This window comes from Neptunomonas antarctica (assembly GCF_001305295.1).
Classification (GTDB): Bacteria; Pseudomonadota; Gammaproteobacteria; order Pseudomonadales; family Balneatricaceae; genus Neptunomonas; species Neptunomonas antarctica.
Window position 1 is genome coordinate 251,637 of the sequence record NZ_LJSI01000053.1, and the last position, 13,620, is coordinate 265,256.

Below are 13,620 nucleotides of genomic sequence, written 5' to 3' on the forward strand. Positions count from 1 at the left end.
TAGGAAGGGTAAATGGATAGTTTTGAATACCGCAATGGCCGTTTGCATTGCGAAGATGTCGCGCTATATAAAGTCGCGGAGCGTTTTGGTACACCGGTTTATGTTTATTCCCGTGACGCTATTGAACGCGCTTATATGGACTATGCACAAGCACTGGAAGGCCGCGATGCACTGGTGTGCTTTGCTGTAAAAGCCAACAGTAATCTGGCTGTGTTAAATGTGCTGGCCAGGTTGGGTGCAGGTTTTGATATCGTCTCTTTGGGCGAGTTGGAACGCGTTCTTAAAGCAGGTGGTCAACCTGAGAAAATCGTCTTTTCAGGTGTTGGTAAACAGGCACATGAGATAAAGCGGGCGCTTGCCGTCGGTATTCGCTGTTTTAATATTGAGTCAGAAGCTGAGCTTGAGCGTGTTAATGAGGTTGCTGGAGAGTGCGCTAGCATTGCCGATATCTCTTTCCGCGTGAATCCCGATGTTGATGCAGGTACACATCCTTATATATCCACTGGATTGAAAGATAATAAATTTGGTATAGCGATTACCGACGCCGAACGTATTTACCGCCATGCGGCCAGCTTGCCGCATGTCAATATCGTGGGAATGGATTGTCACATAGGCAGCCAGTTAACTGAAATCGCTCCGTTTATGGATGCGCTGGATCGTTTATTGGTATTGGTAGATGAACTAGCGACACAAGGTATTCATATTCATCATCTGGATCTGGGGGGTGGTTTGGGTGTTCGCTATACCGATGAAACGCCACCAACAGCGCACAGTTACATAGAAGCTGTGCTGGAAAAACTGGGTGACCGTCCTTTAGGGCTGATTTTTGAACCTGGTCGCTCCATTGTGGCTAACGCCGGCGCGCTACTTACCCGTGTCGAGTTTCTGAAATGTACTGAGTTCAAAAACTTTGCGATTATTGATGGTGCGATGAATGACTTGATTCGTCCAGCACTTTACAGCGCTTATCAGGAAATTATCCCTGTGGAGTTGCGTGAAGAGGGTGAATCCAAAGCCTATGACCTGGTCGGTCCTGTCTGCGAGACTGGAGACTTTCTGGGTAAAAACCGTGAGCTGAACTTAGCAGCGGGCGATTTGCTGGCCGTTTGTTCAGCGGGTGCATACGGTTTTGTCATGAGCTCTAATTACAATACGCGTCCGAGAGCGGCTGAAGTCATGATTGATGATAATGCCATGTTTGAAGTACGTGCGCGTGAAACCTTGAAAGATCTGATGCGTGGCGAAGTAATGCTGCCTAAAGGGCATTAAGCGGAAGGAAAAAGATGTTAGTACGCTTTACCAAAATGCATGGTCTGGGTAATGACTTTATGGTCATTGACCTGGTAACTCAGCGCATCAACTTATCAGAAGATAAAGTCAGGCAGCTGGCCGATCGCCATCTGGGAATTGGTTTCGATCAGTTGTTGCTGGTCGAGCCGCCAACCAACCCGGAAATGGACTTTCGTTACCGTATCTATAATGCGGATGGCTCAGAGGTTGAACATTGCGGTAACGGTGCGCGCTGCTTTGCCCGTTTTGTTCGCGATAAACAGCTGACAACTAAAGACGTGATCACAGTTGAAACGGCAAAAGGTAAGGCTGTACTGACCATTCACCCAGATGATCGGATCGAAGTGGATATGGGCGCGCCTGTGTTGCTTCCAAGTGCTATTCCGTTTATTGCTGAAGAGCAGGCGGCAGTTTACCCGCTTGAAGTGGATAACCAGATCGTACACTTATCGGCTATTTCTATGGGTAATCCTCATGCGGTACTGGTGGTTGATAATGTTGATCAGGCGGCAGTAGAAACGCTAGGACCGGCGCTGGAATCACATTCGCGTTTTCCTGCAAAAGCCAATATAGGTTTTATGCAGATTATTTCGCCTAACGCAGTAAAACTGCGTGTTTACGAGCGCGGAGCGGGCGAAACGATGGCGTGTGGTACGGGTGCGTGCGCGGCTGTTGTAGCGGGGCGTCTGAGAGGCTTGTTAGATGAGAACGTAAAAGTTTATCTTCCGGGCGGCGCACTACAGATTATCTGGAAAGGCGGTACAGATGATTCCGTGATGATGACGGGGCCAGCAACGACAGTTTTTGAAGGTCAGGTGTTTATATGAAGCAGAATGAAGATCAACAGACGGCATTGCCTGACATCGGTGAAACAGTGTTGCCTGGTGTCAGTGAAGTCGCGGTGGCTGATTATTTAGCACAAAATCCGGATTTTTTCACACGTCATAAACCCCTGCTGGAAGTGCTGACGGTACCGCATGATAGTGGTCGGGCCATCTCTTTAGTTGAGCGTCAGACATCGTTATTACGTGAGCGCAACCAGCAGCTGACGATCCATTTGTCAGATATGATCGATATTGCACGGCATAATGATGCGCAGTTCGAGAAAACCAAGCGTATGGTTTTGTCGCTTTTGGATGCAGCAACACTGGATGATGTCGCGGTAGCGCTGGAAGAAAGTTTATGTCGGGATTTCTATGGTGATGAAACCGCACTAGTCTTGTTTAGTGATAAACCGCTTAGTGTGAATAATTTGAGAATATTACCGCGCGCTACGGCCGGTGTGATCGAACCTTTGCTGACCACCAATTTGCCGACCTGTGGTCAGCTACAATTGATTGAAAATCGTTTTCTATTTGAAGATGCTGCAGTCAAGGTGCAATCGGCAGCGGTGATTCCGCTGGTCAAAGGTCATACGGTCGGCTTATTGGCTATCGGTAGTTACGATCCTTATTATTTTCAGAGCAGTCAGGGAACCTTATTCCTATGCTATGTCGGTGAGGTGCTGAGCCGTGTCGCGAGCCGTATTATGCATGAGGAACAGGGTTAACATCTGATGCTTAATCAGGAGTTTGCCGACAAACTGGTGATGTCGGTGCAGTTGTTTTTGGTTTCCCTGAGCACCGAGCGCAACTTATCCTCTAATACCTGTGACAGTTATCAGCGAGACCTGAATAAGCTGGTGGGTTTTCTGGCCGACTGTCGGCAGCATCAATGGTCGGATGTCACCGAGCGTGAAATCCGTGCCTTTGTTGCAGAGATTCACCGTGAAGGCTTAAGTGGTAAAAGTATTCAGCGCTGTCTGTCTGCTGTCCGAAGCTTTTATCAGTATTTAGCAAAAGAAGGGTTGGTTTCGCATAATCCTGCGCTAGGTGTACGTGCGCCTAAGGTAGGCCGATCATTACCTGAAACCCTGGATGTTGATCAGCTTAATCAACTGCTCGCTTTCCCTGTTAATGATGCTATCTCGAGTCGTGATAAGGCGATGATGGAGCTGGTGTACTCCTCTGGATTGCGTGTTTCGGAGTTGATGAGTCTTAATATTCATGATGTGGATTTTCGTGATGCGAGCTTAGTCGTGACGGGTAAAGGGCGAAAAACCCGAATGTTACCCGTTGGGCGTATCGCGTTGGATGCCCTCAATGGCTGGATTAAGTACCGTACAGGCTGGGCCGATTATAACGAAAGTGCCCTATTTATTTCTAAGCGCGGCCAGCGTTTAAGTGTGCGTAGTGTGCAGCTGCGCTTTGATCATTGGGCGAAAATTATGCACACTCAAGGTAAAGTGTATCCGCATCGGTTACGTCATAGCTTTGCCAGCCATATGCTTGAATCCAGCGGTGACTTAAGGGCCGTGCAGGAACTGTTAGGTCATGAAGATATTTCTACCACGCAAATTTATACTCACCTGGATTTTCAGCATCTAATGGATGTCTATGAAAATGCGCATCCAAGGGCACGAAAAAAAGATGATTAAATGTATAACTTTCGATCTTGATGACACCTTGTGGGCGGTTGATCCGGTCGTGCGGGCGGCTAACCATACGTTGTATGAGTGGTTGTATGAAAATGCGCCACTGTTTAATCAGACCTATCAGTTACGCGATCTTAATCAACTCAGAGAGCAGGTGCTGATACAGCAACCTCACATAGCTTACAGCGTCTCGCGTATTCGTTTAGCCGTGCTTGAATATGGCTTAGCGCAGTCGGGATACGATACTAATCAGGTTAAAACGCTCGCTGAACAGGCCTTCACTGTTTTTTATCAGGCACGCCAGAAAGTTGAATTTTTCGAACATACTTTAGTGATGCTCGAAGCGCTCAAGGCCAGCGGTTATAGACTCGGCGCTATCAGTAACGGTAATGCGGATGTTAAGCAGGTCGGTTTGTCGCATCTGCTGGATTTTCAATTTAGTGCAGATAGTGCTGGCGTTGAAAAACCTGATCCATTGATCTTCCAGCAAATGTTGGCCCATACCAGACTCAGTCCAGAGCAAGTGATACATGTAGGCGACCATCCGGTACATGATATTGAAGGCGCTAAAGCGGTCGGAATCTGGGGCGTTTGGGTGAATCTTAAAGGCCAGACCTGGTCTGGTTCTGACATGCCCGACGCTGAAATTACCTGTCTTAGTGAATTACCACAACAGGTTAAGCGGATCAGTACGATTGTGCGCAACCGGCTGTAAAGCCGGCGGCCGGTTTCAATCAAATATACAGAAAGTCATGACACTCATCCGCTGATAAATGTTTCCAGCAGATCGTTTAAAAATAGCTGTCCCTGAGGCGTTGCTTGTAAGCGGCTGGCTTCGAGCAGGTTACGTGTACGCGCTGTTGATAATGAATCTGCAATATCGCTGAGCGGCATATAAGTGCGTTGCGGGAAACAGGATTCATCGACCCCTTCGATCAGACGCAAAGCGTTCATCATAAATTCAAACGGCCGGTCTTCTCGGGCAATCTCTTGCTCACCTCCCAGCGGGTTGATGCTTTGCAGATAAGCTTTGGGAGAACGTTGTTTCCAGCGACGTAGAATCAGATCCTGTTCGGGAAACGATACCTTGCCATGCGCGCCTGCGCCAATACCGATGTAATCACCAAACTGCCAGTAGTTGAGGTTGTGTCGGGCGCGTGCTTGTGAGCCTTTAGCATAGGCAGAGACTTCATATTGTTGAAAGCCAGCGGTGGCGATCAGGGATTGTCCGGCTTGCTGAATATCCCAGAGCGTTTCGTCCTGCGGGATTATCGGTGGCTTATTAAAAAACTCGGTGTTTGGCTCAATGGTTAGCTGATACCAGGAAAGGTGATCTGGCCCCAGCGCGATAGCCGTTTCTAAATCGTGTAGCGCTTGCTCGGGTGTTTGATCGGGCAGGCCATGCATCAGGTCAATATTCAGATGAGGAAAGCCGAGCTCTCCTGCCGCCATAATGGCTTTTTTCGCCTCGTCACCGGAGTGGATTCTGCCCAGTGCTTTCAGGTGCGTCGGGTTAAAGCTTTGTACGCCCACCGATAAGCGGTTAACACCGGCATTTAAGTAACCGGCAAAGCGTTCTTGTTCGAATGTTCCAGGGTTAGCTTCCATCGTGATTTCAATATCACGAGAGAACGGGATGATCTGGTTGGCGCCATCAAGAATCTGAGCAATGGCATCGGCGGTGAACAGGCTAGGAGTGCCGCCGCCAATAAAAATGGTGTCTATCTCGCGACCTTGTGCGGCCGGTTGCTCTAGTTGTAAATCCCGTAATAACGCCGCCACGTAAGCGGCTTCAGGTATCTCACCCTTAACGGCATGCGAGTTAAAGTCGCAATAGGGGCACTTACGCACGCACCATGGAATATGAATATACAGTGACAGTGGGGGTAGCGTGCTCATGGGTGCGTACTCAGAGAAGGTGAAGTCAGATCAAAGATAATCTGTAATCTGTTGCAGGAACATCTGCATGGCCTGCCCCCGATGGCTGATCTGATGTTTGATCTCGGGCGTCAGTTCAGCCGCTGTTTTATCCATGTCGCTGACTAAAAACAGCGGGTCGTAACCAAAGCCGTAGTCTCCACGTGGAAGATGAGCAATACGGCCTTCGAGTGTCCCCTGACATATCAGCGGCATAGGGTCTTTAGCGTGACGCATAAACACCAGCACACAACGGTAGCGTGCGGTTCTTTGTGCATCAGGCGTGTCTTTAAGTGCATCAAGTAGCTTACGGTTGTTATCCTGATCACCTTTTCCAGGGCCGGCAAAGCGTGCCGAGTAAATCCCCGGCGCGCCTTGTAATGCATCAACTTCAAGCCCTGAATCATCAGCCAGCGCAGGTAAGCCTGTTATTTCACACGCGTGGCGTGCTTTGATAATCGCATTTTCAACGAAGGTCAGGCCTGTTTCGTCCGCATCATCCACATTGAAGTGTGATTGTGGCAAAACATCAACACTGAACTGTTGGAGGATTTCGTTGAACTCTTTCAGTTTTCCTTTATTGCCGCTGGCTAAAACGATGGTCGGGGTCATGATTTATTCCGTATAAAACTTCTGATCAAAGCGAATGGTGGTGGCCGGTTGATTCGGATCTGGTTGAACGTTGATGGCAACGTGCATCACTTCTTCATTCCCAAACCTAAAGCTGCCAATGTAATAGATCGCCTTATCTTCTTTAATGAGTGTGAAGGTGATGTCTTGTGTTTGTTGCATTAAGTTAGCCACCTGACCTGATAAAATGGCAGGTACGGCCTTTTCTGTGCCGTCATTATTTTTCTCGAAAACAGCAACATTCAGCATGGCTGTATAGCGGCTGCGTTGCAGGTTGTGCTGCTGTGCTACTTCGGGCGCAACAATACTGCTATTGAACGCGTTGTAATGGATAACGTAACGATCCGTTTCAATCGATTGCTCTGCAACAGCCACTTGAGCCGTCAGTAAAAACAAGAACATCGACGCTATTAGTTTAAAAGAGCTGGCTTTTATAGGGTTAAGCTTCATGGCTGGTAATTTTATGCTGCTCAATTTCATGATCCTTGATTTCATAACGATCTCCAATTTCAAATTAGCCAGTAATAAACACGATACGACTGTGTTAATTGCTACTGACTGCTTGTTTAGCGAGTGATGCGGTAGATGGCAATTTCACCCAGCATGTTGGGCCATAACTTAGTCCACCATCTATGTTGATGCTCATTATCGACGACAGTTCGATTCAGTATCCGGATATTTTTCTGAACACACAGTTGTTCAAAATCCTTGAAGGTACAAAAGTGGATGTTGGGGGTGTCGTACCAGCTATAGGCCAGAAACTTCGATACCGGCATTTGTCCCCTGAATCCAAGATAGCCTCGGGCACGCCAATGACCAAAGTTAGGGAAGGTGACTATGCACTCTTTGCCGATGCGTAACATCTCATCAACGATCAGATCGGGGCGATGCATAACCTGCAAGGCTTGTGTCATGATAACTGAATCAAAACTGTTGTCTTTGATCGATGCCAGTCCTTGATCAATATCTTTTTCAATGACGTTAACGTGATTCAGAACGCAGGCAGTGATGTTGTCATGGTTGTTTTCCAGCCCGTAGCCACGTACTTGTTTATGATCAATCAAGTGGCGCAGGAATTTCCCATCACCACAGCCAAGATCCAAAACGCGTGTCGAAGGTTTGATCCATTCACGAATGATTGTCTGATCAGCGCGCATGCGTATTCTCCTGTGCTAAGGCCGGTATATCAGTAGCGATACGCCCCATGTAGGCGTGGAAAATTTCCATATAGCGGGGGATCGGAATTAAAAAAGCATCATGTCCCTGTGGTGAATCAATTTCTGTATAACTGACATCTTTACCAGCATCCATCAAGGCGTCCAGAATTTCACGCGAGCGCTCGGGAGCGAAGCGCCAGTCTGTTGTGAATGCTATCAGCATGAACTTGGCGGTCACATGCTTTAATGCCAGTGATAGGTCGTGATTGAACTCGGAAGCGGGGTCAAAATAATCGAGCGCCTTGGTCATCAACAGGTAAGTATTAGCATCAAACGAGGTCGAGAAGCGTTCGCCTTGGTATTGCAGGTATGATTCGACTTCAAACTGCGGGTTGAAATCAAACATCAGTTTGCCAGCGCTCATCTCACGGCCAAATTTTTCACGCATACCGTCATCAGATAAGTAGGTGATATGGCCAACCATTCGGGCCAGCATTAAACCTGTTTTAGGCACAGCATCGTAGTCGTAATAGCGACCGTTATAAAAATGAGGATCCTTGGATATAGCCTGTCGTGCCACTTCGTTAAACGCGATATTCTGGGCTGAAAGTTTGGCCGCTGCAGCAATCACCATGCAGTGCCGCAACCGGTCAGGATAGGTGATGGACCATTGTAAGGCTTGCATACCACCCAGGCTGCCGCCAATAATCGCTGCCCATTGCCAAATACCCAGATGATCAGCCAGACGTGCTTGACTGGTGACCCAATCTTTAACCGTCATCAACGGGAAATCAGGGCCATAAGGCTTACCGGTCAGCGGGTCCGCTTGATTAGGACCGCTGGATCCGTGGCAACCACCGAGGTTGTTCAACCCCACCACGAAAAATTTGTTGGTATCAATCGGCTTACCGGGGCCAATGGCTGAATCCCACCAGCCGGGCTTGGTATCACCTTCGTGATAGCCCGCAAGATGATGGTGGCCGGATAGCGCATGGCAAATCAGAATGGCATTAGACTTATCGGCGTTGAGTTCGCCATAGGTCTCTATCATCAGCGTATATTGGTCGAGCGTTCTACCGCAGGCAAGCGCAAGGGGTTCGTTAAACTCTATCGCCTGAGGCTCAACAAGGCCAACAGAGTCGTATGGATATTGCTTGGATGTAGGTGTATTGGGTATATTGTCAGACATGTAAAGGTACCTCGACTAAGGAAAAGGAAATGCGTTAGTCGGGTATCACATCTCGTATAGCAGTAGCAGCACGCGTCTTAAGATCAGCGTTTTTTGTCGGGTCAATTCACGTGCGTTCAATGTTGAGTAGCTCCGGTAGTTTGCCGGGATCTTCAATCCGGACCACTTTTTTTCGGCCTGATTCGCCGCTGGTAATTGTCACTGCTGATTTACTGACGCCGAATAATTTAGCCAGTATTTTAATTAAGTGCGCATTCGCTTTGCCATCAACGGGCGGCGCAGTAATGCGGATTTTAACACTATCATCGTATAGCCCCACAATTTCATTGCGGGACGATTTAGGCTGAATATGACAAGACAGCGTTAAAACGTCGCCTCGCCACTGGTAAAAAGACAAAAGTGCCGCCTTTAAATGACCAGCCGTGCCAGTTGTGACTGGATAAGCTGTATTGCCAGGAAAATCAAAATAGGCGATAGATCTAACCCACCTAAAGGAGGAAGAACTTTTTGCGCCAGTTTGAATAAAGGCTCTGTAATCTGGCCAATGAGCTGCGGCGCGGGATGAAAACTGCCCGGCGCTACCCAACTGATAATCACGGAGCCAATCACTGCCCAGAAGTAGATGTTAAGAATGCTGTCCATTAAACCCACGACGGCATAGATAAACAGCTTGAGCATATCCACCTGGATCGCGCCGCCCGACAGCATTATCAACGCAGCAAAGGTGCCTAGCTTAACGAGCAGCGCGACGACCAGAGGTGATAGATCCATACGTCCGGCTTTGGGCAGAATTTTCTGAAACGGTAATAATACCGGCTGCGTAAAGCGCACAATGGACTGTGATATAGGGTTGTAATAGTCAGCTCTGGCTAGTTGCAACAGGAAACGCATGAGCAGTAAAAAGATATACAGCTCGCCAAGAGTTTTGATAATGAGCGTAATTGGATCTTGTCCCATAACCGGATCAGTTCCTAATCAAATAGTGGTTTTTTGAGAGTATAGTGTTTTTCATAAAATGAATGAACCTTTATGATAATAGCTTAATCATCTCCCAGTTCTTTTGCTATGGCCACGGACCTTGCTGCGCATGCCTGCATCGCTTCCTCAACGAGTGTTTCCAGCTTATTTGCCTGGAAGGATAGAATGGCTTGTTCGGTCGTGCCGTTTGGAGATGAGACTCTGCGTCTCAGTACCGCGGGAGTGACATCACTCTGTATAGCCATTTCAGCGGCACCTCGGGCGGTCTGTAGCGTTAGCTGAGTCGCCATGTCACGTGACAGCCCTTGTTTCTCTCCGGCAGCAATCATCGCTTCCATAAAGAGGAAATAGTACGCAGGTCCGGAGCCGGATACAGCAGTCACTGCATGTAACAGCTCTTCATCTTCAACCCATAGCGTGAGCCCGGTCGCGGATAAAATCTCTTCAGCCTGAGTACGCTGTTCTGGTGTCACGCTATTATTGGCATATAAGCCATTAGTGCCCATTTTTACCAGCGCGGGTGTGTTGGGCATACAGCGAACAATAGCCTGATTACCGCCTAACCATTGATTGATGCTGCTAGACGTAATACCTGCCGCCACCGAGATGAACAAGGGTTTAGTCTGTGCTGCTGTAGCCGCGAGTTGCAGCAGTACCGCCTTAAACATCTGAGGCTTAACCGCCAGAATAACCACATCTGCGGAGTGCATCGCTTCGACATTGTCTTGTGTGGTAAATAGCCCCAGCGCTTTTAAATCATCTAATTTGTTAATAGTAGGCGCGCTGGCGCGGATTTTTTCAGCAGGGTAGCCGTTGCTGACTAAACCGCCAATGATAGCGCGTGCCATATTTCCGGCACCGATAAAGGCAAGTGTAGGATGTTGACTCAAAATAGATACCTGCTGTGATTAAAGTGAATTTTTTGAAGTAGGGTACTGACGTGGACCAAATAAAGCGGTGCCAATACGCACCATAGTAGCACCTTCCTGAATGGCAATCTGCATATCGCCGGACATGCCCATAGACAGAGTATCCAGCGCCGGATATTGCTTCTTAAGATGAGTAAACAGGGTCTGCATGTCAGCCAGAGCAGATTTTTGAATGACGCTGTCGTCAGTGGCGGCGGGTATGGCCATGAGTCCGCGCACGTTCAAATTAGGCAGTGTTGATATTTCATTCAGCAGCGCTTCAGTCTCATTAGGCAGGCATCCGGCTTTGCTGGCTTCGTGGCTGATATTTATCTGTAGACAAATATTAAGGGGAGGCATTGATGCCGGTCTTTGTTCAGACAGGCGCTGGGCAATTTTGTAACGGTCGACACTATGCACCCAATCGAACTGTTCGGCGATCGGGCGGGTTTTGTTGGATTGAATAGGGCCAATAAAGTGCCAGATAATATCGAGATCAGACAGTGCCGCTATTTTATCCAGCGATTCCTGAAGATAGTTTTCGCCGAAGTGTTTCTGTCCTTGCTGGTACAGCAAACGTAATTCATCGTTTGAGCGGGTTTTGCTGACGGCCAGTAAGGTTATCTCTTCTGGTCGGCGTTGAGCGAGTAGAGCAGCCTGATTAATTAGCTGCCTAACATGTTGGAAGTTCTCTGCTATGCTAGACATATAAATATTAATGATTCTTTGAAGTAGAATGATTTTTCTATTCTGAAGTAACTGATGACTTTAAGTAAACCCTTTAAGCAGCCCTGAGCAAAAACATTATGGATATTACAGAACTTCTTTCTTTTACGGTTAAGCAGGGCGCTTCCGACCTGCATATTACCGCGGGGATGCCACCGGTTATTCGTGTCGATGGTGATGTACGGCGCATTAAGCTACCTGCACTAGAGCAAAAGCAGGTGCAGACGTTAATTTATGACATCATGAACGACAAAATCCGTAAAGAATATGAAGACAAACTTGAGGCTGATTTTTCTTTTGAAGTGCCGGGGTTAGCGCGTTTTCGTGTCAATGCTTTTAACCAGAATCGTGGTGCCGCTGCTGTATTCCGTACCATTCCCAGTAAAGTTCTGACTATGGACGATCTGGGTATGGGGAAGGTTTTTCAGGACTTATCGATGCAGGCTCGCGGCCTGGTGTTGGTGACAGGGCCAACAGGCTCAGGTAAAAGTACCACGTTGGCCGCGATGGTCGATTATGTCAATGAAGTACGTTCCGATCATATACTGACGATTGAGGATCCAATAGAGTTCGTACACGAAAGTAAAAAATGTCTGATCAATCAGCGTGAAGTACATCGTGATACCCACAGCTTTGCGGCTGCACTACGCTCCGCATTACGTGAAGATCCCGATGTTATTCTTGTCGGTGAGATGCGTGATCTGGAAACTATCCGTTTAGCACTAACAGCAGCAGAAACCGGCCACCTGGTCTTTGGTACATTGCATACAACTTCAGCGGCGAAAACGATTGACCGTATTATTGATGTGTTTCCGGCAGCAGAAAAAGCGATGGTACGTTCGATGCTATCTGAATCTTTACAGGGCGTTATTTCGCAGACGCTCTTGAAAAAGGTGAATGGCGGTCGAGTCGCTGCGCATGAAATTATGATGGGCACTCCCGCTATCCGAAACCTGATTCGTGAAGATAAAGTTGCGCAAATGTATTCTGCAATTCAGACGGGTGCGTCGCATGGTATGAAAACATTAGATCAGTCTTTAACAGAACTTCTGCAGAAAGGACTGATATCAAGAGAAACGGCCCGCGATAAAGCCAAAAACCCTCAGGGTTTTTAGCATTGGCAAACGAGTGTCGTTAACAGGAGATTTAGAGTGGAGTTTACGCAGCTTCTTAAAGTGATGACTGAGCGCGGTGCGTCAGATCTGTTTATTTCGGCAGGGGCCCGACCTAGTATTAAGGTTGATGGAACAATGCAGCCACTGACGAAAGAGCCTCTAAAACCGTCACAGGCACGTGCACTTGTTTATTCAACGATGACGGATAAACAGATATCAGAATATGATAGAACGCATGAATGTAACTTTGCGATCAGCGCACCGGGCATAGGGCGTTTTCGTGTCAGTGCTTATTTTCAACGTAACTCATCAGGTATGGTGTTACGCCGGATTAATGCCACTATTCCGAGTTTAGAAGAGTTAAACCTACCACCGGTGATGAAAGATCTTGCCATGTCCAAACGTGGCTTGGTTTTACTGGTTGGTGGTACGTCGACCGGTAAATCTACATCGTTGGCTTCCATGGTGGATTACCGTAATCAGCACAGCCGGGGACATATCATCACGATTGAAGACCCGATCGAGTATATTCACGAGCATAAAGAAAGTATCGTGACGCAGCGTGAAGTGGGGATTGATACTGAGTCGTTCGAAGTCGCTTTGCGAAACACCTTGCGACAGGCGCCCGATGTTATTCTGATGGGCGAGATTCGTAGTCAGGAATTAATGAAGTACGGGCTGGCCTTTGCGGAAACCGGGCACTTATGTATGGCGACATTGCATGCCAATAACGCCAACCAGGCGCTTGACCGGGTGGTTAGTTTTTTCCCGCCAGAACATCATAACCAACTATGGATGGAGCTTTCGCTGAACCTGAAAGCGATTGTAGCTCAGCAACTATTACCGACAAAAGATGGTAAAGGGCGTCGTGCTGCTATTGAAGTGATGATTTGTACGCCGTTGATCCAAGACTTGATCCGAAAAGGTGACGTTCATGAGATCAAGGAGGTTATGAAAAAGTCGACCAATCTGGGTATGCAAACATTTGATCAGGCGCTCTTTGAATTGTACAAAGAAGGTGATGTTAGTTATGACACTGTACTTGCGCATGCTGACTCTGCCAATGATCTGCGCCTGATGATAAAGCTTAATGCCGATGCTAATCCGGGGTTGAATACGAGTGAAGGGGCTGATTCATTATTCCTGCAAGAAGAGGAAGATCACATGAATATTTCTGGAGCACTGGATATCAATAATATGTGAAAACGTATGCTTGAATAAGAAAAAACCGTACCCA

At 47.7% G+C, this 13,620-nt stretch carries 16 protein-coding genes; 7 read left to right on the forward strand and 9 right to left on the reverse strand.

Annotation, left to right across the window (positions count from 1 at the left end; translation table 11 throughout):
• Positions 1-12 precede the first annotated feature (12 nt).
• From lysA to Nant_RS15915, 5 genes are read left to right on the forward strand one after another with little or no spacing between them, the layout of a single operon-like run.
• A complete protein-coding gene (gene lysA, locus Nant_RS15895) occupies positions 13-1,269 on the forward strand; it encodes a diaminopimelate decarboxylase (RefSeq protein WP_054342634.1) in 1,257 nt (418 codons plus the stop codon).
• Positions 1,270-1,283: 14 nt separating this feature from the next.
• Complete coding sequence (gene dapF, locus Nant_RS15900) at positions 1,284-2,117, forward strand: diaminopimelate epimerase (RefSeq protein WP_054342635.1); 834 nt, start codon at positions 1,284-1,286, stop codon at positions 2,115-2,117.
• Positions 2,114-2,839 carry a DUF484 family protein gene (locus Nant_RS15905; protein WP_054342636.1) on the forward strand — a complete coding sequence of 242 codons (726 nt, stop codon included), beginning with the start codon at positions 2,114-2,116 and terminating at the stop codon, positions 2,837-2,839. The genes dapF and Nant_RS15905 overlap by 4 nt, the downstream gene beginning before the upstream one ends.
• A 6-nt stretch (positions 2,840-2,845) precedes the next feature.
• Complete coding sequence (gene xerC / locus Nant_RS15910; protein WP_054342637.1) at positions 2,846-3,766, forward strand: tyrosine recombinase XerC; 921 nt, start codon at positions 2,846-2,848, stop codon at positions 3,764-3,766.
• Positions 3,759-4,478: an HAD family hydrolase gene (locus tag Nant_RS15915; protein WP_054343249.1), complete on the forward strand. Its 720-nt coding sequence runs from the start codon at positions 3,759-3,761 to the stop codon at positions 4,476-4,478. The genes xerC and Nant_RS15915 overlap by 8 nt, the downstream gene beginning before the upstream one ends.
• Before the next feature lie 44 nt (positions 4,479-4,522).
• Here the strand turns inward: Nant_RS15915 and hemW are convergent, their stop codons facing one another.
• The 9 genes from hemW to Nant_RS15960 form a co-directional block, all read right to left on the reverse strand.
• Entirely contained in the window at positions 4,523-5,662 is a 1,140-nt protein-coding gene (gene hemW, locus Nant_RS15920; protein ID WP_054342638.1) for a radical SAM family heme chaperone HemW, read from the reverse strand.
• Between the two features lie 30 nt (positions 5,663-5,692).
• On the reverse strand, positions 5,693-6,292 hold the full coding sequence (rdgB, locus tag Nant_RS15925) for an RdgB/HAM1 family non-canonical purine NTP pyrophosphatase (RefSeq protein ID WP_054342639.1): 600 nt from the start codon (positions 6,290-6,292) through the stop codon (positions 5,693-5,695).
• A 3-nt stretch (positions 6,293-6,295) separates the two neighbouring features.
• Positions 6,296-6,805 (reverse strand): DUF4426 domain-containing protein, encoded by a 510-nt coding sequence (locus Nant_RS15930; protein WP_238377170.1) that lies wholly within the window; start codon positions 6,803-6,805, stop codon positions 6,296-6,298.
• Between the two features lie 71 nt (positions 6,806-6,876).
• Positions 6,877-7,467 carry a methionine biosynthesis protein MetW gene (gene metW, locus Nant_RS15935; RefSeq protein ID WP_054342641.1) on the reverse strand — a complete coding sequence of 197 codons (591 nt, stop codon included), beginning with the start codon at positions 7,465-7,467 and terminating at the stop codon, positions 6,877-6,879.
• Positions 7,457-8,656, reverse strand: coding sequence for a homoserine O-succinyltransferase MetX (metX, locus tag Nant_RS15940; RefSeq protein WP_054342642.1), 1,200 nt, complete (start codon positions 8,654-8,656; stop codon positions 7,457-7,459). Before metX ends, metW begins: the two co-directional genes overlap by 11 nt.
• Before the next feature lie 106 nt (positions 8,657-8,762).
• On the reverse strand, positions 8,763-9,053 hold the full coding sequence (locus Nant_RS15945; protein WP_054342643.1) for a DUF167 family protein: 291 nt from the start codon (positions 9,051-9,053) through the stop codon (positions 8,763-8,765).
• Between the two features lie 11 nt (positions 9,054-9,064).
• Positions 9,065-9,613 (reverse strand): YggT family protein, encoded by a 549-nt coding sequence (locus Nant_RS15950; protein ID WP_054342644.1) that lies wholly within the window; start codon positions 9,611-9,613, stop codon positions 9,065-9,067.
• An 83-nt stretch (positions 9,614-9,696) separates the two neighbouring features.
• Positions 9,697-10,524 carry a pyrroline-5-carboxylate reductase gene (proC, locus tag Nant_RS15955; RefSeq protein ID WP_054342645.1) on the reverse strand — a complete coding sequence of 276 codons (828 nt, stop codon included), beginning with the start codon at positions 10,522-10,524 and terminating at the stop codon, positions 9,697-9,699.
• Positions 10,525-10,542: 18 nt separating this feature from the next.
• Positions 10,543-11,250 (reverse strand): YggS family pyridoxal phosphate-dependent enzyme, encoded by a 708-nt coding sequence (locus tag Nant_RS15960; RefSeq protein ID WP_054342646.1) that lies wholly within the window; start codon positions 11,248-11,250, stop codon positions 10,543-10,545.
• A 98-nt stretch (positions 11,251-11,348) separates the two neighbouring features.
• Between Nant_RS15960 and Nant_RS15965 the strand changes: the two genes are divergently transcribed.
• A complete protein-coding gene (locus Nant_RS15965; protein WP_054342647.1) occupies positions 11,349-12,383 on the forward strand; it encodes a type IV pilus twitching motility protein PilT in 1,035 nt (344 codons plus the stop codon).
• A gap of 36 nt (positions 12,384-12,419) precedes the next feature.
• On the forward strand, positions 12,420-13,586 hold the full coding sequence (locus Nant_RS15970; RefSeq protein WP_054342648.1) for a PilT/PilU family type 4a pilus ATPase: 1,167 nt from the start codon (positions 12,420-12,422) through the stop codon (positions 13,584-13,586).
• The last annotated feature ends 34 nt before the right edge of the window (positions 13,587-13,620 follow it).